Annotated in this window: 17 protein-coding genes; 10 read left to right on the top strand and 7 right to left on the bottom strand. The window is 69.1% G+C overall.

Translation table 11 applies throughout. The features are described from left to right. Nucleotides 1-2: 2 nt before the first annotated feature. Nucleotides 3-602: a TetR family transcriptional regulator gene (locus D7D52_RS27760; RefSeq protein ID WP_222932687.1), complete on the bottom strand. Its 600-nt coding sequence runs from the start codon at nucleotides 600-602 to the stop codon at nucleotides 3-5. A 144-nt stretch (nucleotides 603-746) separates the two neighbouring features. Here D7D52_RS27760 and D7D52_RS27755 point away from each other — a divergent pair, with 144 nt between their 5' ends. From D7D52_RS27755 to D7D52_RS27730, 6 genes are all read left to right on the top strand, one after another. Further along, entirely contained in the window at nucleotides 747-1,202 is a 456-nt protein-coding gene (locus D7D52_RS27755) for a nuclear transport factor 2 family protein (protein ID WP_120741012.1), read from the top strand. Nucleotides 1,203-1,767: 565 nt separating this feature from the next. Beyond that, on the top strand, nucleotides 1,768-2,517 hold the full coding sequence (locus D7D52_RS27750; RefSeq protein WP_120741010.1) for a FadR/GntR family transcriptional regulator: 750 nt from the start codon (nucleotides 1,768-1,770) through the stop codon (nucleotides 2,515-2,517). A 31-nt stretch (nucleotides 2,518-2,548) separates the two neighbouring features. After that, nucleotides 2,549-3,694, top strand: a complete 1,146-nt coding sequence (dgoD, locus tag D7D52_RS27745) for a galactonate dehydratase (RefSeq protein WP_120741008.1) — start codon at nucleotides 2,549-2,551, stop codon at nucleotides 3,692-3,694. A gap of 20 nt (nucleotides 3,695-3,714) precedes the next feature. Continuing rightward, nucleotides 3,715-4,332, top strand: a complete 618-nt coding sequence (locus D7D52_RS27740; protein ID WP_120744519.1) for a bifunctional 4-hydroxy-2-oxoglutarate aldolase/2-dehydro-3-deoxy-phosphogluconate aldolase — start codon at nucleotides 3,715-3,717, stop codon at nucleotides 4,330-4,332. Further along, the gene (locus D7D52_RS27735) at nucleotides 4,329-5,279 is read left to right on the top strand and encodes a sugar kinase (RefSeq protein WP_120741005.1); all 951 of its coding nucleotides are present in this window, start codon (nucleotides 4,329-4,331) and stop codon (nucleotides 5,277-5,279) included. Before D7D52_RS27740 ends, D7D52_RS27735 begins: the two co-directional genes overlap by 4 nt. A gap of 124 nt (nucleotides 5,280-5,403) precedes the next feature. Further along, on the top strand, nucleotides 5,404-6,750 hold the full coding sequence (locus D7D52_RS27730) for a S1 family peptidase (protein WP_120741003.1): 1,347 nt from the start codon (nucleotides 5,404-5,406) through the stop codon (nucleotides 6,748-6,750). Nucleotides 6,751-6,790: 40 nt separating this feature from the next. Here the strand turns inward: D7D52_RS27730 and D7D52_RS27725 are convergent, their stop codons facing one another. Then, on the bottom strand, nucleotides 6,791-8,092 hold the full coding sequence (locus D7D52_RS27725; protein WP_120744518.1) for a carotenoid oxygenase family protein: 1,302 nt from the start codon (nucleotides 8,090-8,092) through the stop codon (nucleotides 6,791-6,793). Between the two features lie 105 nt (nucleotides 8,093-8,197). Between D7D52_RS27725 and D7D52_RS27720 the strand changes: the two genes are divergently transcribed. After that, a complete protein-coding gene (locus tag D7D52_RS27720; RefSeq protein WP_120741001.1) occupies nucleotides 8,198-8,719 on the top strand; it encodes a PadR family transcriptional regulator in 522 nt (173 codons plus the stop codon). A gap of 4 nt (nucleotides 8,720-8,723) precedes the next feature. Here D7D52_RS27720 and D7D52_RS27715 read toward each other — a convergent pair whose 3' ends face one another. Beyond that, on the bottom strand, nucleotides 8,724-9,131 hold the full coding sequence (locus D7D52_RS27715; protein ID WP_120740999.1) for a hypothetical protein: 408 nt from the start codon (nucleotides 9,129-9,131) through the stop codon (nucleotides 8,724-8,726). A gap of 92 nt (nucleotides 9,132-9,223) precedes the next feature. Beyond that, the gene (locus D7D52_RS27710) at nucleotides 9,224-10,600 is read right to left on the bottom strand and encodes an ABC1 kinase family protein (protein ID WP_120740997.1); all 1,377 of its coding nucleotides are present in this window, start codon (nucleotides 10,598-10,600) and stop codon (nucleotides 9,224-9,226) included. A 101-nt stretch (nucleotides 10,601-10,701) separates the two neighbouring features. Between D7D52_RS27710 and D7D52_RS27705 the strand changes: the two genes are divergently transcribed. Further along, nucleotides 10,702-11,373 (top strand): TetR/AcrR family transcriptional regulator, encoded by a 672-nt coding sequence (locus tag D7D52_RS27705; RefSeq protein ID WP_120740995.1) that lies wholly within the window; start codon nucleotides 10,702-10,704, stop codon nucleotides 11,371-11,373. Between the two features lie 10 nt (nucleotides 11,374-11,383). Here the strand turns inward: D7D52_RS27705 and D7D52_RS27700 are convergent, their stop codons facing one another. Beyond that, the gene (locus tag D7D52_RS27700) at nucleotides 11,384-12,586 is read right to left on the bottom strand and encodes an esterase/lipase family protein (RefSeq protein ID WP_120740993.1); all 1,203 of its coding nucleotides are present in this window, start codon (nucleotides 12,584-12,586) and stop codon (nucleotides 11,384-11,386) included. A gap of 302 nt (nucleotides 12,587-12,888) precedes the next feature. On the opposite strand from D7D52_RS27700, the gene D7D52_RS27695 reads away from it, so the two are divergent. After that, nucleotides 12,889-13,887: an FAS1-like dehydratase domain-containing protein gene (locus tag D7D52_RS27695; protein WP_120740991.1), complete on the top strand. Its 999-nt coding sequence runs from the start codon at nucleotides 12,889-12,891 to the stop codon at nucleotides 13,885-13,887. Nucleotides 13,888-13,903: 16 nt separating this feature from the next. Here D7D52_RS27695 and D7D52_RS27690 read toward each other — a convergent pair whose 3' ends face one another. Further along, nucleotides 13,904-15,127, bottom strand: coding sequence for a PucR family transcriptional regulator (locus tag D7D52_RS27690; RefSeq protein ID WP_120740989.1), 1,224 nt, complete (start codon nucleotides 15,125-15,127; stop codon nucleotides 13,904-13,906). Nucleotides 15,128-15,408: 281 nt separating this feature from the next. Here D7D52_RS27690 and D7D52_RS27685 point away from each other — a divergent pair, with 281 nt between their 5' ends. Next, nucleotides 15,409-16,827 (top strand): amidase, encoded by a 1,419-nt coding sequence (locus tag D7D52_RS27685; protein WP_120740987.1) that lies wholly within the window; start codon nucleotides 15,409-15,411, stop codon nucleotides 16,825-16,827. Here D7D52_RS27685 and D7D52_RS27680 read toward each other — a convergent pair. After that, on the bottom strand, nucleotides 16,824-18,050 hold the full coding sequence (locus tag D7D52_RS27680) for a cytochrome P450 family protein (protein ID WP_120740985.1): 1,227 nt from the start codon (nucleotides 18,048-18,050) through the stop codon (nucleotides 16,824-16,826). The genes D7D52_RS27685 and D7D52_RS27680 overlap by 4 nt on opposite strands.

The following is an 18,050-nucleotide window of genomic DNA, read 5'->3' as shown; positions in this document are numbered from 1 at the left end:
TGCTATCGAGCGACGGTTTCGGCGAGGTAGGACAAGGCTTTCCGGCATGCCTGCGCCAGGGTGCCGGTCTGGTTTCCTTGTAGCCACCAGGTCACCGCGACCCGCAGAGTATCGGTGACGGCGTGGGCGGTGACCCGGGCGCGCAGTTCGGCGTCGCGGGTGCGCTCGGTTCCATCCAGTAGAGCGTCGACGAACTGCTCCTGGTCACCGCCCCACATCAAGCGGAACATCCGCGCCTGCAGGGACGGCACCGACTGGATCAAACGGTACGAGCGCGCGGTGCGTTCGGGGTCGCCCGCGGTGAGAGCGGCGAGCATGGCCCTGGCGACGAATTCGGAGTCCGTTTCCCCGGGGTGACGGTGCGACAGGACGGCGAGGGTTGCCGCGCGTCCGTCGGGATTGCCGAGGACCACGTCTTCCTTGGCCGGAAAGTAGCGGTAGAAGGTGCGTGGCGCGACGTCGGCGGCGTCGGCTATCTCCTCGACGGTGACCGCGTCATAGCCCTTTTCCTCGAACAGCCGCAGCGCGCAGTCGGTGATCGTGTCCTGTGTGCGCCTGCGTTTGCGCGCCCGCAGGCCGGTCTCGCTACCCTCCGCTGCCACGACGGTCAGGCTACCACCCATGACACACGCGCCTAACGACGCATACGCAAAAAGGCAGTCTTGCCAAATGTCACATCTGCCATTTACGCTTTCGGTGTCCGGCTCGACCCCGAGTCCGGCGCGAGCGAGAAGGAAAGACTCTCGATGAACCACACCCAAACCCTGCGCCGGCACTTCCAGGCCTACAGCGACCACGACCTGGAAGCCTTGCTCGCGACGCTCGCCGACGATGTGATCGTGCGTTTCCCGACAAGTCCCACAGCGATCCGAGGCAAGCAGCGGTTGCGGCCGGTCTGGGCGCGAGTGCTCGACACCGTCATCCCGGATGTCAAGCAGGACGTGCAGCGCATCGTCATCGAAGGCGACACCGCCGCAACAGAATTCACCGAAACCGGAACCCTGATGATTCCGGAGGGAGCCGCCGCGTCCCTGGAACCCGGCGGGCGGCCATATCTCCTGGAGATGGTCTCGTTCTACCACTTCGACGGCCAGGGCCACATCGACCAGATCCGGTCCTACTGGGACACTGGCGATTTCGCCGCCCAACTCGGCATCGACATCGCCGTCATCCGCGGCCTACAGGCCAGCGCCCACCGCTGAGCCAACCACCGGCCGCACACCACGCCGATCCTCGGCGGCTGCCACGACTACCCCTACCGCTGCGACGCGACGATAGGCTCTCCGCCACCCCCCCAGCCGGCGCAGGTAACAGCTGCAACACAGTCGGCTTGCGCCCAAGGACAGCAGGTTCCGGAAGCGCAATGTACGGCAACCGACAAGCATCCTGCGTTGGGCAATGCCGGACGTTCGCGGTGCTCTGGCCTGCGGGCGCGGGTGAGCAGGAAGACACGAACGTTCCCATCAGCTGCCAGGGCTGTGCAGCGAGGTGTTCGGCGCGACTTTGTTGGGGGTCAGATCCGCTGCATCCACTGGATCACGCCGAACAGCAGCGGTAACTGGGCGAGTGCCTGCGGTCCGGGCCGGTGGAGGCTCGAGGGTGTAGGTGTGGTGTTCACCTTGGTCCGCATTCGTCGTATCCGGTGGGCCTATCGCGCCTGAGCCTAAATCCACGGGGGGACAACGTGATCCGGCATGTGGGTCGTCGGGTTGGGTGGATTTGGCTAATAATTCATAAAATATGGAAAGCTGGATTAGGATCGGGTGTATGACGATTCCTGGTGCGACTGGCTCTGCGTCGTTCGGGTCGATGTATGCCGGGCGGGGGACGCATCGCGAGGTTGTGGAGTGGCTGGCGGCGCGGATTTTCGCGGGGACGTTCGCCGAGTCGGAGGTGATCGATCTGGGTGGGGTGATGGGTGAGTTGCAGGTTAGTCAGACTGTCGTGCGGGAGGCGGTCAAGGTGCTGACGGCCAAGGGGTTGGTTGCGGCACGGCAGAAGCGTGGGACTGTGGTGCGGCCTCGGGAGCGGTGGAATCTGCTGGATGATGATGTTTTGCGGTGGCAACTGGGTGCTGGTGTGTCCGAAGGGTTTTACGGGGAATTGCATGCCCTGCGGTGCGCGATCGAACCTGCGGCGGCGGGGCTGGCGGCCGGGCACCGGACCGGGGAGGACCTCGCTGCGCTGGAAGATGCGCTTGCCGCGATGGCGGATGCGCGCGGCGCGGTGCCGGCGCTGGTGGAGGCGGATGCGGCGTTTCACACCGCGCTGCTGGCGGCGTCGCACAATCGGTTCTTCGCCCGGCTGCACCAGTTGATCATTCCCGGTCTGCGGCAACGTGATCTGCATGTGCACGCCGGGGCATTCGAGGATCCGGTGCCGTTGCACGCGGCGGTCGTGGCGGCGGTGCGCGACGGGAACGCCGAGGGCGCCCGGCGCGCGATGAACATCCTGCTGGAGCGGGCGGAGCAGGATCATGCCCGCGCCACTGCCGCCGATCCCGTTCTGCCCCAGTAGTTCCGAACAGATCCGACCCCGAGGACCGCGCATGAGAATCACCCGCATCGAGACCTTTCTGGCACCGCCGCGCTGGATGTTCGTCCGGGTGGAGACCGAGGATGGTGTCGTCGGCTGGGGCGAACCGGTGGTGGAGGGCCGCGCCGAACCGGTGCGGGCGGCGGTCCACGTTCTGGCCGAATATCTGCTCGGCGCGGACGCTTCGCGCATCGAGGACCACTGGCAGGTCATGACCAAGGGCGGCTTCTATCGGGGCGGACCGGTGCTGTCGAGTGCGGTCGCGGGGCTCGATCAGGCGTTGTGGGACATCAAGGGCAAACAGCTGGGCGTCCCGGTCTACCAGTTGCTGGGCGGGCCGGTGCGCGAACGGATTCGGGCCTACGCCTGGGTGGGCGGGGACGAGCCCAGCGCGATCCGGGAGGCGATCGGCGCGCAGCTCGACGCCGGATTCACCGCCGTCAAGATGAACGGGTGCGGGCGGATGTCACCGGTCGCGACCCGGGCCGAGATTCGCGGCGTGCTGGAGCGGGCGGCGGCGGCACGCGAAACCCTCGGGGACGAAAGGGATTTCGGGCTCGACTTCCACGGCCGGGTCTCCCCCGCCAACGCACGCCGGCTGCTGCCGCTGCTGGCCGAGTACGCGCCGTTGTTCGTGGAAGAACCGGTGCTGCCCGAGCACACCGAGGTGCTGGCGGATCTGGTCAACGCCTCGAATGTGCCGCTCGCACTGGGTGAACGGCTGTTCTCGCGGCGGGAGTTTCTCGGGCCGTTGCGGGCCGGGGTGGCGATCGTGCAGCCGGATATCTCGCATGCGGGCGGGATCTCGGAGCTGCGGCGCATCGCGGCGCTCGCGGAGATCTACGGGGCGCAGCTCGCGCCGCACTGCCCGCTGGGTCCGGTGGCCTTGGCGGCGAGCCTGCAGGTCGGATTCGCCACCCCGAATCTGCTGATCCAGGAGCAGTCCATCGGCATTCACTACAACCGAGGCGGGGAGGTGCTGGACTATGTGGCCGATACCGAGCCGTTCCGCTTCCACGACGGCCACCTGCTGCGCACCGACCGGCCCGGACTCGGGGTGGAGATCGACGAGACCGCCGTCCGCAAGGCCGACGCCACCGGCCACGCCTGGCGAAATCCGGTGTGGCGTCACGACGACGGGTCGTTCGCCGAATGGTGAACCCCATGGAAGAGGGTGCGATGAATTTTCTCGAGGACCTGCGCCGCGAACGCCTGGTGGTCATCGTGCGCGGCAAGGACGCCGACGCGTCGTTGCGCACCGTGACCACGCTGGTGGCCGAAGGCCTTCCGCTGGTGGAGGTTTCGCTGAGCGGCGTCGGCGCGCTCGACGTGATCCGCGCGGCCCGCCGCGAACTCGGCCCGGACGCCTGGCTGGGCGCGGGCACGGTGCTCACCGCCGAGGACGCGCAGCGCGCCGTCGAGGCGGGGGCGAACTTCGTGGTGACGCCGGGTCTGGGTGCGGGGGTGGCGGAATCGGTGCGGCTGGGGCTGCCGGTGCTGGCCGGTGCGTTCACGCCCACCGAGGTGACGGCCGCGGCGGCACTCGGGGTGACCGCGGTCAAACTGTTTCCCGCCTCCCTGGGCGGCCCGGACTACTTCCGGGCGCTGCGCGGTCCGTTCCCGGACCTGCCGATGGTCCCGGTCGGCGGTGTCACTGCCGAAGCGGCCACGCAGTATTTGCGCCTGGGCGCCACCGCGGTCGGGGTGGGCTCGCCGGTGCTCGGCGATGCCGCCGACGGCGGGGACCTGAACGGCTTGCGTGCGCGGGCCGCGCGGTTCCAGGAGGCCCTGGGATGACCGACGTGCTGACCTTCGGTGAGACCATGCTGGCCCTGCGCGGGAGCGGCCCGCTGAAACTCGGTGGCAGCATGGCTGTTTCGATCGCGGGGGCCGAAAGCAATGTGGCCATCGGCTTGGCGCGGCTGGGTCATGCGGTGCGCTGGGCGGGTGCGGTCGGCGACGACGAGGCCGGGCAGCTGGTGCTGCGCACGCTGCGGGCCGAAGGCGTCGACGTCACCTGCGCCGCAGTCGATCCGGAGGCCCCGACGGGGCTGCTGCTGTTCGAGCCGCGGCTGCCGGATCTCACCCGGGTGCACTACTATCGCGACGGCTCCGCCGGATCCCGCCTGTCCCCCAGCACGATCGAGCAGGCGTTCGCGTCCACGCCGCGTCTGCTGCATCTGACCGGGATCACCCCGGCCCTCGGCCCCGCCGCCCGGCGTGCCGCCGAATGCGCGCTGCGGCTCGCGCGGGAGGCGGGCGTGCCGGTGTGCCTGGATGTGAATTACCGCTCCCGCCTATGGGATCCGACGACGGCCGCGGAGGTGTTGGGCGCGTGGATCCCGGAGGTCGATATTCTCGTCGCCTCCCACGATGAGTTGCCGTTGGTGGTTCCGCTGTCCGTCGGACCCGACCCCGCCGAGCAGGTGAAAGCTTTGCTGGACAAGGGTGTTCGCGAGGTGGTGGTCAAGCTGGGCGAGGCGGGCGCCCGCGTGCACACCGGCTCCGACGAGCTGCATCAACCCGCCCGTCCGGTACGCGTGGCCGATCCGGTCGGGGCCGGAGATGCGTTCGTCGCCGGGTACCTCTCCGCGTTGCTCGACGGCCTGGACCTGCCCGCCCGGCTCGATCGCGCCACCACGACAGGCGCGTTCGCCGTCGCGTCGATCGGCGATTGGGAAGGCGCGCCCACCCGCGCCGAACTCCCCCTGCTCGCGGCCCCGGCGGGGACGGTGATCCGCTGACCCCACGACATGCCCGGGTCCGTTTCATCCGCTTCCGGCGTGGCGCCGTGGCATACGATGCGACTTCGGCACAACACCTGTTCGGAATCGGTGTCCATCGGTCATCTCAGGCTGGGAGAAGCGATTGGGTCGGGCCACAGTTGTTCCGCTGCTCGCGTGCTGCACCGCCCTGCTCACCGCGGTGATGCCGATTTCGGCTGCCGCACCCGGCGATTCGGGTGCGCCGCCCGCCGATCTGGCGACGGCGGTACAGCGCGATCTGCACATCGATATGCCGGAATACCTGCGACGCGCCGAGACCGCGCAACGCCTGGCCGACTTCGAGAAGCTGGCGCGGGCCGCCTATCCGATGGTGTTCGCCGGGGTGCGCATGGACGGTGCGCGCGCCCTGGTGTCGCTCAGCGCGGGCACGGGATACGACGCCGCCGCGACCGCCGCGAGCCAGGCCGGTTTCGAGGTGGTGCGCGTCGCGACGAGCGTGGCGGCGCTGCAGCAGCGACGCGACAAGATCCGCCGCTGGATCGACACCCAGCCGCGCGAGTCCGCGCACGCGTTCGTCGGCGACGGAGTCGACATCGGCCGCAATACGGTCGTGTTCTACACGACCGGCACCGCGCGGGTGCCCGCCGAACTGGGCGCGGTCGATCTGATCGTGGTGGATCAGCCGCAGACCGGTCCGGGCATCGACGATCCGGAGATTCCGGTGACCATCGCCGGACCCGGCGAACCGTATGTGGGCGGTCAGCCCTTCCGCATCGCCTTCGACGCGACCCACTTCGCCAAATGCTCGCTGGGCTTCAATGCCACCGATGCCGAGGGACACGACCTCGCGCTCACCGCCGGTCACTGCGACCCGAACAATCTGGTCGATCCCGCCGCGAAAACCGCGGAGCCGCACAAGATCTACGAATACAGCGAGACCGACATCGGAGCGGAACTGGGCTACTTCGCCGCCTCCGCGTTCGGGCCGCGCGACTACTCGATCCTGCGCATCGACGCCGATCAGGGCGCGCGCTTCCGCAACAATCTGATCGCCGGCGACCCGGACCAGCAGCCCGCCCCCGCCACGCCGCCCGGCGGTGGATCGGCGGTGTCGCTGGCGCTGGCCGCCACCGGCCGGACCATCGCGCTCGACGGGGTCGCCGTGCCCGTCACCGGCATGCCGGCCTGCAAGTCCGGCTCGATCACCGGATTCACCTGCGGCTCGGTCGATATGGTGGGCAAGACGTTCAACGAGGGCGGCCTGCCCTACAACGACCGCACCGTCCGGGTCGAGGGGTTCTTCACGGTGATCACCTGCAGTGTCCCCGGCGACAGCGGCGGATCGGTGATCAGCGGCACCAAGGCGCTCGGGCTGCTCAGCGGCGGCACCACCAAGGACCGGCACTGCGCTCCCGGCGACATGATCACCGCGCAGCCCGTCGACACCGTCCTCTCCGAGAATCCCGGCCTGCGCATCCGCACCAGTTGATCACCGAAACCCGTTGCCCGCCAACCTAAAACCGCGCAGATCAGTGGTCGGGCAGCCAGTTGCCGTGGAAGCCGTAGGGGACGCGGCGAGGCAGGTGGATGGTGGCGACGGGGGCGGCCGCGAGATCGGTGGCATCCAGGATGACCAGATCGCTGCGGTCGGCGCCGGGGTCGTAGACGTAGGTCATGAGATAGCCGTCACCGCCGGGGGTTTCGTCAGCCGGCGCGAAGGCGGCTTCGGCGGGAATGCGGCCGTCGGCGAACTCGTGGGCGGTGCGGCCGCCGGTGTGCAGGTCGTAGCGCAGCAGCGCGCCGTGCCCGTCGCCCGCGACGGTGGCGTGGCCGAAGCGGGAATCCAGGCCCGCGAGACGATCGTCGATGCGCGGGAATTCGGCCGCGCGGTCGTCGATCTGCTCCTCGCGCACGCCGCCGGTGGCGAGATCCAGGGTCCAGCGCCACAGCGTCGCGGGCTCGTCGAAGCTCTGCGAGTCCGCGCGCCACATGCTGCGATACCGGAAGGCGTACAGCACGATCCGATCCGGCTCGTCGTGGGCGTTGAGGGTGTGGAAGATATAGCAGGGCTCGATGTCGAACCAGCGGACCGCGCCGTGCGGATCGTCGCGACGCAGCACACCCAGCCGCGCCCGGTAGTCGTCGCTCCACTTGAACGGCATGCCGGTGCCCGCGATCGCGGACGGCAGATCGAAAAGCACCGGCAGATCCAGGAATACGACGTGCTTCGCGGTGAGCGCGAAATCATGGTGCATGGTGGCCGCGGGGACGTCGATGGGCCGGCTGAGCTCGAGGGTGCCGTCGGCGCCGGCGCGATGGTAGGTGAGGTAGGGCTCGCGGAAGTCGTAGCCGAAGAAGTGCAGTTCGCCGGTGACCGGGCAGGTCTTGGGGTGCGCGGTCATGGCGGTGGTGAGCTTGCCGTCGAAGTCGTGCGGGCCCACGGTGTCCAGATCGCAGGTCAATTCGTACGGGAACGAGGATTCCACCAGGGCCAGCGTGCGCCCGGCGTGGCGGACGACATGGGTGTTGGCGACGCCGGCGGTGAAATCGCGGCGGCCTTGCGCGTCGATGCCGCGCGCACCGTCGGTGAAGGTGCTGGTGCGCACCCACCGATTGCGGTAGGAGACCGCGCGGCCGCCCTCGAGCCGGACGCCGTGCACCATGCCGTCCCCGAGGAACCAATGCTTGGAGGCCGCGGCGTGCGGATTGGGGCCATTGCGCAGGTACCAACCGGTGAGCTCGCCGGGAATGCTTCCGGTGCAAGGCAATTCGTACTCGGTGAGCTCCTCGGACACGGGTGCGTAATTGCCGGTGAGATGGGGGGCGGTCATGATCGGGTCCTCACTGTGGAAGCCACGCGGATGTTCCAGTTCCGACATGTCCCAGCCTGAGCCTCCACTCACGACATGTCAATACTGGAATGTAGAGTGACGCGCATGAGTCTCCGGTACGCATTGCTCGGTCTGCTGTCCGAAGGTCCCGCCAGCGGCTACGACCTGCTGCGCACCGTCAAGCACTCGCTGGCCACGGTCTGGCCCGCCACCCAGAGCCAGATCTACACCGAGCTCACCAAACTCGCCGACACCGGACTCATCGAGGTCACCGACGAGGGCCCGCGCGGCCGCAAGGAATACACCCTCACCCCCGCCGGCCTGGACGCCCTGCGCACCTGGCTGACCACCACCACACCCAAGACCCAGGTCCGCAACGAGGCCGTCCTGCGCATCTTCTTCCTCGGCGTCCTGCCCCGCGCCGAGGCCCGCGCCTATCTCGAAGGGCTGCAAGCACGTTCGAGCCAGGTGCACGAGGAACTCGTGGAACTCGAACACCAGGTGGCCTGGGACGACACCGACCTGTCCCGCTTCGGCCGCATCGCCCTCGAATACGGCGAACGCCTCACCGCCGCCAACCGCGAATGGGCCCGCTGGGCCCTGGATCAACTCCCGCCCGAGGACTGACCGCTCAGTCGAGGGTGAGGAGTTTGGCCGTCCCGGACACGACGGTTTCGCTGCGGTCGACCAGCGCCACCCGCGCTTGCACGGTCGCGCCGGAGGTCAGTGCGGGCTGGCCGGCGGCGGCGGTGAGTGCGATGGTCGCGGTGTGCTGGGAGCCGTCGCAGGTGACGGAGGTTTGGACGCCGGTGGCGGCCGGGGCTTCCGCGTTCGGGTCGCCGACCATGGCCTCGATCCCGGCGACGCCCGCCGAGGCTTCACAGGTGTACTGGATTGCGACCGCGGACGAGGTGGCGGACTCGACGCTGAGCGAATTCTCCGCCAGCGCGGGCGCCGCGGCCAGTGACACCGCCGCCGTGCACGCGGCGACGGCCGTGGCGAACGCGATCGCGCGCCGCTGAATACGAGTGGTGACCATAAGTTTCGTTCCTCCTGTGGCTCGCTGAACACACCGGGAAAGCTGAAACACGAGGAAAGCCGGAAGCTCGGAGAAGAAGATCCGGGCTCAGCTTACCGGTCGCGCGTCGACTGCCACCGCCGGATGGCGAGACCGATGTCGGTGGCCGGGGGTTCGCCGTAGAGCCATTCGCGCGCGATCCGATGCCAATTGTTGGTGGTCCGCAGTTGCCCCAGCGCCGCGAAGGTGAACAGATCCGCGCGGCGGGAGAAGACGTGCTCGGGCGGCAGCAGTTGCCGGCGCATGCCCCGGAATTCGGCGGCGCGCGGGTCGATGGCCAAAATGACCGCGCCGGTGGCCAGTTCCGGCGTCACGGCGATCTCCTCGTCCAGCAGATGCCAGCCCGCGGCGGCCCACACGTAGTCGAGGCATTCCTCCGGCGTGACGCCCGCGTCCGGATCGATGATGCCGCGCCCGACCCAGCGGTCGTACAGGGCATCCGCCCGGCCTTCACAGGCGGCTCGCAACGCGTCGCGCTCGAATTCCACATGGACGGCGTCCATTCGGTTGTAGAGCCCGAAATCCACGAAGCCCACCCGCCCGCTCGCCGCGAGCAGCATATTGCCCGGATGCGGATCGCCGCAGAACTCGTAGTCGGTGAACAGCGAACTCACGTAGAAGCGGTAGACGATCTCGCCGATGCGGTCGCGCTCGGCGTCCGGCAGCGCCCGCATCCCGTCGAAACCCTGCCCGTCGAGGAACTCGGTGACCAGAACGTGGTGGCCGCAATACTGTTCGATGCTGTCGGGCACCACGACGAACGGATGGCCGCGGTAGCGCGCGGCGACCCGATGCTGGGTGCGCGCCTCCCGCGCATAGTCGAGTTCGCCGCCGATATTGCGGGCGATCTCGTCGAGCACGGCGGCGTCCGCGGCGCTGGGCAGCACCGATTTCAGCAGCCCGCTCAGCATCCGCAGATTGCGCAGGTCCGACTCGACCGCCGCGTCCACGCCGGGGTACTTCACCTTCACCGCGACCGCGCGCCCGTCGCGCAGCCGCGCCCGGTACACCTGCCCGATCGAGGCCGCCGCGATCGGTGTCTCGTCGAAGTCGGCGAAAACCCGTGCCAGCGGCCCGAGGTCGTCCTCGATCACCCGGCGCATCGCGGCGAACGGCACCGCGGGCGCCCGGTCGCGCAGTTCGGCGAGCTTGTCGCGGAACAGTTCTCGATGCGATTCCGGCACCAGGTCGAGCTCCAGCACCGACAGCAGCTGACCGAGCTTCATGGCCGCGCCCTTCATGCTGCCGAGCACGGTGACCAGCTGCTGCGCGGCCTGCAGCGAGGACCGTCGCGCGAGCACCCGCCGGGCCTCCTCGGTGCGCCCGACCATCGACAGCCGCGTTCCCAGCCCGCGCGCGGCCTGTCCCGCCGCCAGCCGGCCCATCCGCCCGCCGCGCGCGATCCGGCCCCGGGGCACACCCTGGGTCATTCGAACCTCCGACCTTGTGGCCCAACAAAATACCGGACCGGCACGATCCCGGCGGGATAAACTGAGGATCGCTCATCTTTCACCGCAGCAGGGAGGCAGCGATGCCGCCGAAGGCCGCCGGCAACCGCCGCCGCCCCACCCAGGAGCGTTCCAAGGCGACGCGCGAACACATTCTCGACACCGCGGCCCGCCTGTTCGGCGAGCGCGGTATCGCCGAGACCTCGACCAACCGGATCGCCGCCGAGGCGGAGGTGAGCATCGGCACGCTGTACCGGTACTTCTCCGATCGCGGCGTCATCGTCGAGGAGTTGCTGCGCCGGCTGCTCGAGAACATCGAACGCCGCTTCACCCAATGGGTTTCGGGCCTGTCGCGGCAACCGGGACCGCATCCGCCCACACCGAACGAGCAGATCATCGTCGAACTGCTGGAGGTGTTCACCGTCGAGCTGGTCGAGAACGCCAAGCTGGTGCGGGCGCTGGTGGCGGGCGTGCAGTTCTACAGCAGCGGCCTGCCCGAATTCGAGCCGCGGCTGCGGCTGCTGGTCAAGGTGCTGCTGATCCAGATCCTCGGCCCCGGCGACGATCGCCGCTACGACACCATGACCTTCGTGCTGATCAACACCGGATTCGCCGGCGTGCTGCGCGCCACCGCCCTCGAGGTCGGAAGCCAGGAGCGGCAGGAGGCGATCGCCATGACCGCGCGCATGATCAGCGCCTGGCTCGACGCGGAAGCCGTTCTGGGCCGCACGGATTCGCGCGCCTCGCACCGCTAGTCCGCTCGGCTCAGAGCGAACCGCCGCCGCCCAGCAGCCACGGATTGAAGGTGCAGTCCAGGTTCGGGTGCGGGGCGGGGTCGAGCGCCCGCAGCACGATCGACAGCGCCCGCGGCGAATACATCATGGTCAGGTGGTCGGAGACATCCTGCTCGCAGCCGTCCTGCAGGGTGATGTTCGAAACGTGCGCGCCCGGACCGGCTTTCAGGAACGTGAGGTCGTAGGGGTTGGTGACCTCGTCGTAGCGGGTGCCCACGATGGTGTAGTCGATGCCCGGCACGGTGTCGCCGCCGGCATTGAGCTGGTTGACGAAATCCGAGCCGATGGTCTGCTGGATACCGGCGTGCCCGACGAAGATCTCGACCAGCCCCAGCACGTCGATGCCGAGATTGTTGATGGCCCGCCCCAATGCGCCGATGCCGTCGAGCGAGGTGCCGTGGTTGGTCGCGCCGAGGGTGATCAGATCGTGCACCTTGGCCGCGCCGCCCTCGAACTTGGTGTACCAGTTCGACAGCGCCCCGCCCTGCGAGTGCGCGACCACATCGACCTGGGCTGCGCCGGTGGCCGCCAGCACGCGATCCACGAACGCCGACAGCTGTTTCGCCGAATCCTGGATGTAGCCGGTGCCCATGGTGCCCGGCAGCACCGACCCCAGTCCCCCGCCCTCGACCAGGTTGGCGCGACCGTAGTTGAGGGTGAAGGTGCAGAACCCGGCGTCCTTGATGGGCTGGCCCATATAGGCGAAACCGTTGTAGGCGTTCATCCAGGTGCCGTGCACCAGGATCACCGGGCGCGGATGCGCGGCGCTGGGTTTGCAGTTCCAGTCGTTGGCGCCCGGCGGGGTCGCGTCCGGATTGAGCAGGCCGTAGCCGAAGGCCGCCACCCACGAGGTCATGACCGGGCCGTAGCCCTTGGTGTCGGAGGCGTAGCCGCCCGCCGACCCCGAACTCGAACCCGAACCGCCGAAACAGTTTCCGGAGCCGTTGCCCGAGCCGGCGCCGCTGCCGGAGGTGCACGCGCTGCCGGAATCCACCACCGGCGTGGCGCCCGGGACGCCCGCCGCGATGTAGTCCGCCAAACCCTGTTCGGTCGGCTGCGCGCCGGGTGCGGCCGGGTCCGCCTGCGCGCCCGCACCGCAGAATCCGGCCGCCAGCAGCGAAACCCCCATCAGGACCGCGGTCCTGACCGGCGTGCGGCGCGTAGTTCGTCTCATGTCATGCCTTCCTTGCAGCGACCTCGTGTCGGGTTCCCTTGCCGCCGTGCGTTTCCGGCGTCGAAACCGCGCTCAAGGTAGGCCCTGGCGACGAACCGCCAGAAGGTGTGCCGCGAAACCTTGGACCAGCTCACGAATTTCCGGCCCGATATTCGGTGAGGCGCTACAAGCCGCCCCGCGAAGGAGTTGTCACAACCACTCCGATGCCATGTCAGTGAGAAATCCACATATCGGCGCCACTGCCCCCGAACCACTTTCCCGCGGCGAATTATCGATACTCCGGCAGCCGGAAAGGAACGATCATGAACCACACTCGCACCCCCGGGGCCGAGCAGGCGCGGGCCCTGATCGGCCGCCACTATCGGTGCGCGGAGCCGTTCCCGGTGGAGCGCACCCGCATTCGCGAGTTCGCGCGAGCCGTCCAGGCGTTTCATCCGGCGCACTGGCACGAAGCGGCGGCGGCGCGGCTCGGGTTCGACGCGGTGCTGGCCCCGCCCACCTTCGCGGCGGTGGTCTGCCAGCAGGCGCGGCGCGAGATCCTCGACAAACTGATCACCGGGTATCGGCTGGATCGGATCGTGCACGTCGACCAGACCCTCGACATCGGCCGTCCGCTGCTGGCCGGCGACGTGCTGACCTGCGACGTCTACTTCGAATCGTTCCGGCAGTTCCGGACTTTCGACGTCATCACCGTCACCGCCGTGCTCACCGATCAGCGTGGGCAGACCGTCCAGACCAGTTCGACCGCGCTGCTGGCCCGCACCCTCGAGCGGGACGACGCCGCCGAGCGGGAAGGGGGGCCCGCCGGCCCGGAACCGATGCTGAGCACGGGCGTGCGCCACAGCCGCCTGCCGCGCACGCGCATCGCGTTCGAACGGCTGGCGGTCGGCACCGAACTGCCCACCGCCGGGGCCACACTGAAGGCGCGTGATCTCACCGATTACGCACGCGCCGTGGGTGATCCGCGACCGGACGGCGTCCTCGACCCCGCGATCGACGGGGACGGCCCGACGCTGGTCGCGCCCGGCATGCTGGTGCTGGCGCTGGCCGCCGGGTACGTCACCTCGTGGACGCGGGATCCCGCGGCGGTGGTGAAGTATCGGGCCGAATTCGCCAACCACGTGCACTATCTGGCGGTGCCGCGCCGCGCGGACGCCGAGATCGACTTCACCGGGCGGGTGGTGGCGCGCGACGAACGCCGCCGCACCGCGACCGTCGCGCTCGAGGCGACCTCCCAGGGGCGCAGGATCTTCGGCTACGCGAGCGCGGAGGTGAGCTTCGCTCCCCCGGCCCGGCGGTGAGGCCGGACCGGCCGTTTCAGTGGTGCTCGGCGAAAGTCCGGGCGATGAGCGCCGAACGCAATTGCCACAGATCCGCGGTCAGCGTGGGATCCAATCCGGTGAGCTGGCCGATGCGTTTGAGTCGGTAATCCACCGTATTCGTGTGAATGTGCATGATGCGCGCGGTGCGCTGACGATTCAGATTATTGCTGATATGGCATTGCAGGGTGTGCAGCAGTTCGGGATGGGCGTCGAGCGGATCCAGCAGCGCGCCCAGCGTTTCCCGGCCGGGCCCGGGGCGAGTGAGCTGGTATTCCAGCGCCATATCGGTGAAACGATAAAGCCCCGCAACGCAATCGAGCCGCTGCACCATATCCAGTAGTTCGTGCGCGCGGTCGGCGGCCGCCGGGAGCTCGCGCGGCGCGGCCACCACCAGCGCCGCGGTCACCGGCACCCGCGCCGCCTCGGCGAGCCGGGCGATCAGCGCGTCCAGCTCGCCGTCGTCGAGGGTCGTGGTCGGTATCAGGATGGTGCCGCCGTCCACGCTCAGCAGCGCGAGCGCCGTCTCGCCGCAGCGGGTCGCCAGTTCGGCCTGCAGCCGCCGCAGCTTGCGCCGCGCCACCACGGCGCCGTCCAGCCGCGGATGCGCCTCGTCCGGATGCTTCGGAACCGCCAGCGCCAGCACGTGATACGCCTCGGCGATCTCGAGACCGCATTCGCGGGCCATGGTCGAGGTCGAATGGCCGCCCAGCAGCGCGGAGGTGAGGGTGTGCACCGCCGTATGGTGCTCGCCGACCACCGCCCGATGCTCGCGCACGTAGGCGCGCGCCACGGTCGCGCTGATCGTGTCCAGCAGGCTCACCACGAGTTTCGCGCCGGCGACGAGCTGGTCGTAGTCGCGTTCGGTGGCGCTGGCGATCACCCGGTCCAGGCCGATGCGGAACCCCTCGTGGATCGAGTGCAGGACGGTGTCGATGGGCACGCCCTCGCGGGCCCAACCGGCGGCGGCCTCGGCGACCCGGCCGGTCTTGGCCGGGATGTCGCGTCCGTCGAGCATGCTGACCGCGAACTCCAGGCAGACCCGGGTGACGGCGGTGACGTCGCCGGAGATGATGTCACCCGGCAGGGTCCGGCACGGAATGACGTGATCGACGAAATGCCCGACCAGTTGCCGGGATACGGCGCGCACGTCCCGCAGCGGGGTCGACATCGGCCGGCCGGAGACGGTCAGGCCCGCCGGGAGAGTTTCGTCGGTTGTCATCGTCGACGTCCTTCCGATCTACCGCGAGTCGCGATCGATCTCGAACTCTAAGGTGGCCGCGAACTCACCTTCTACTCTCTTTCCGGAGCCGCGCGCGGTGGCCGCGAAATGGCGGGATGAGCTGTGCGAACCCCGGATGCACGTAACCGGGCGGCAACGGGTACCCGGGCAGGTTGGTGAGACCCGCTCACTTTTGGCGGTTCAGCGCTTGGCGCGTATCGGTCGCGGCCGGGCACGCGAGGGGTCACCATGGAGACGCGTCCGAATGATGAGGAGCGCCTGTGGATTCCGATCTCTGTTATGCGTCGGCGCGGGAGCTGGCCGGATGGCTGCGCGCGGGCGAGCTGTCGGCCGTCGAGGTGGTGCGGGCGCACCTGGACCGCATCGAACGGCTCAACGGCAAGGTCAACGCCATTGTCACGCTGCTGCCCGAGCAGGCCCTCGAGGCCGCCGCCATCGCCGACGCCCGGCTGGCCACCGGGTACCAGCCGGGACCGCTGCACGGGATTCCGATGGCGCACAAGGACACCCACGACACCGCCGGAATCCGCACCACCTACGGCAGTCCCCTGCTGGCCGAGAACGTGCCCGAACGCGACGAACTGGTGATCGAGCGGCTCGAGGCCGCGGGCGTCATCACGCTGGGCAAGACCAATGTGCCGGAGTTCGCGGCGGGTTCACACACGGTCAACCCTCTGTTCGGCGCGACCCGCAACCCCTACGACCTCGGCAAGTCCGCGGGCGGCAGCAGCGGCGGGGCGGCGGCCGCACTGGCCTGCGGGATGCAGCCGCTCGCCGACGGCAGCGATATGGGTGGATCGCTGCGCAATCCGGCGTCGTTCTGCAATGTGGTGGGCTTTCGGCCCTCGCCCGGGCGGGTGCCGACGTGGCCGGATCCCCTGGCCTGGTCGACGCTGGCGGTGCAGGGGCCGATGGCGCGCACCGTGGCCGACGCGGCGCTGCTGCTGTCGGTGCTCGCGGGCCCGGATCCGCGCAGCCCCACCGCGATCAGCGAACCCGGATCGCTGTTCGCCGCACCGCTGGACCGCGAACTGCACGGGCTGCGGGTGGCCTGGGCGCCGGATCTGGGCGGCGCCGTGCCGGTCGAACCGGCGGTGCGCGATGTGCTCGACCGCGCGGTGCGGGTGTTCGCCGGTCTCGGCGCGGTCGTGCACGAGGACTGCCCGGACCTCTCCGGCGCCGAGGAGGTGTTCCGGACCCTGCGAGCCTGGCAGTTCGCCGCCGGGCTGAGTCCGCTGCTGGCACACCGGGATCGGATCAAAGCCGACCTGGTATGGAACATCGAGCAGGGTCTGACGCTCACCGGCGCCGAGCTCGCCGAAGCCGAAGTGCTGCACACACTGCTGTTTCATCGGGTGCGAGAGTTCTTCGAACGCTACGACATTCTGCTGGCCCCGGTCAGCCAGGTGCCGCCGTTCGATGTGGATCTCGACTATCCCGAGCAGATCGCGGGCGAGCCGATGCGCACCTATCTGGATTGGATGCGGTCGGCGTATCTGATCAGCGCCACCGGTTGCCCGGCCCTGTCGGTGCCGGGCGGGTTCACCACCGCGTGGCTGCCGGTCGGGTTGCAGATCATCGGCCCGCATCGGGCCGACCGGTTGGTGCTCGAGGTCGGTCACACCTTCGAGCAGGCAACCGGATTCGCGACCGTCCGCCCGCCGATCGCGGCGGGCTAACCGTTCAGCAGCACCGGCAGCGTGACATGCCCGTTGGAGATGAAGCTGCCCATCGGCCGCAATTCCTTTGCGTCCGTGGCCAATCGCAGGTGCGGGAAGCGCGCGAACAGCGCGGGCAGCGCGATGGACGCCTCCAGCCGGGCCAGCGGCGCACCCAGGCAGTGGTGCGCGCCGTGCCCGAACGCCACATGCTGATCGCGGGTCTCGCGGCGGATGTCGAACTCGTCGGCGGTCTCACCGTGGATCTTGGGGTCGCGGCTGGCGCCGGCGTAGGACGCCAGAATGGCCTCGCCCTTGGGGATGGTGATGCCGTCGATCTCGATGTCCTCCACCGCATAACGCAGCGGCAGATGCGCGACCGGCGCCTGATAGCGCAGCGTCTCCTCGATCACGTCGTCCCACGACGCCTCGCCCGCCAGCACCGCGGCCAGCTGGTCCGGGTGGGTCAGCAGCGCGACCACGGCCTGCCCGAGCAGGTTCACCGTGGTCTCGTGCCCGGCATTGATGACCAGCATCAGCGTCTCGACGAGTTCCTTGTCGTCGAGCTGCGAGCCGTCCTCCTCGTCGCGGGAGGCGATCATGGCGGAGGTGATGTCGTCGCCCGGGTGCTCGCGCCGGTAGGCGACGAGTTCGCCGACGCGCTCGTACATTTCGAGGAAGTTGGCCATCGACTCCTCGGCGGTCAGCGACCCGTCGAAGAAGCCGTCCACGCACTTGTGAATGGCCTCGTCGAGATGCTCGGGCACGCCCATCAGGCCGCTGATCACGCGAATCGGCACCGGGTAGGCGTAGAACGAGCGCAGATCCACGATCTCGCCGGCGGGTTCGGCGGCCAGCTCGTCGAGCAGTTCGGCCACGATGGCCTCGATATGCTCGCGCATGGCGGTGGTGCGGCGGTGAGTGAAAGCCGGCGACACCAGCTTTCGCAGCCGCCGATGATCGGCGCCGTAGGCGGTGAACATGTTCTCCACCGCCACCCACGGCAGCAGCGGCCACGCCTCAGTGATCTCGCCGTTGCGGAAGGCCGCCCAGTGCCGGCGCGGATCCTTGGACACGCGCGGGTCGGCCAGCAGGCTCTTGAGCACCGCCTGATCGGTGACCGACCAGGCCGGCACCCCGCCGGGCAGCTCGACCAGCGCGACGGGGCCCTGGGCGCGGATGCGCGCGGATTCGCCTTGAATATCGGCGCCGGTGACATCCAGCACGATCGGGCTCTGGGACAT

The organism is Nocardia yunnanensis, from assembly GCF_003626895.1.
In the GTDB taxonomy this organism is placed as follows: Bacteria; Actinomycetota; Actinomycetes; order Mycobacteriales; family Mycobacteriaceae; genus Nocardia; species Nocardia yunnanensis.
This window is presented reverse-complemented; position numbering and strand designations above follow the sequence as displayed.

What these genes read in the sequence shown, in the direction of transcription:
- D7D52_RS27755 (WP_120741012.1), top strand. Translation starts at nt 747, where the DNA reads ATGAACCACACCCAAACCCTGCGCCGGCACTTCCAGGCCTACAGCGAC.
- D7D52_RS27725 (WP_120744518.1), bottom strand. Translation starts at nt 8,092, where the DNA reads ATGACCGCCCCCCATCTCACCGGCAATTACGCACCCGTGTCCGAGGAG.
- D7D52_RS27710 (WP_120740997.1), bottom strand. Translation starts at nt 10,600, where the DNA reads ATGACCCAGGGTGTGCCCCGGGGCCGGATCGCGCGCGGCGGGCGGATG.
- dgoD (WP_120741008.1), top strand. Translation starts at nt 2,549, where the DNA reads ATGAGAATCACCCGCATCGAGACCTTTCTGGCACCGCCGCGCTGGATG.
- D7D52_RS27715 (WP_120740999.1), bottom strand. Translation starts at nt 9,131, where the DNA reads ATGGTCACCACTCGTATTCAGCGGCGCGCGATCGCGTTCGCCACGGCC.
- D7D52_RS27695 (WP_120740991.1), top strand. Translation starts at nt 12,889, where the DNA reads ATGAACCACACTCGCACCCCCGGGGCCGAGCAGGCGCGGGCCCTGATC.
- D7D52_RS27720 (WP_120741001.1), top strand. Translation starts at nt 8,198, where the DNA reads ATGAGTCTCCGGTACGCATTGCTCGGTCTGCTGTCCGAAGGTCCCGCC.
- D7D52_RS27680 (WP_120740985.1), bottom strand. Translation starts at nt 18,050, where the DNA reads ATGTCCCAGAGCCCGATCGTGCTGGATGTCACCGGCGCCGATATTCAA.
- D7D52_RS27750 (WP_120741010.1), top strand. Translation starts at nt 1,768, where the DNA reads ATGACGATTCCTGGTGCGACTGGCTCTGCGTCGTTCGGGTCGATGTAT.
- D7D52_RS27735 (WP_120741005.1), top strand. Translation starts at nt 4,329, where the DNA reads ATGACCGACGTGCTGACCTTCGGTGAGACCATGCTGGCCCTGCGCGGG.
- D7D52_RS27700 (WP_120740993.1), bottom strand. Translation starts at nt 12,586, where the DNA reads ATGAGACGAACTACGCGCCGCACGCCGGTCAGGACCGCGGTCCTGATG.
- D7D52_RS27690 (WP_120740989.1), bottom strand. Translation starts at nt 15,127, where the DNA reads ATGACAACCGACGAAACTCTCCCGGCGGGCCTGACCGTCTCCGGCCGG.
- D7D52_RS27705 (WP_120740995.1), top strand. Translation starts at nt 10,702, where the DNA reads ATGCCGCCGAAGGCCGCCGGCAACCGCCGCCGCCCCACCCAGGAGCGT.
- D7D52_RS27740 (WP_120744519.1), top strand. Translation starts at nt 3,715, where the DNA reads ATGAATTTTCTCGAGGACCTGCGCCGCGAACGCCTGGTGGTCATCGTG.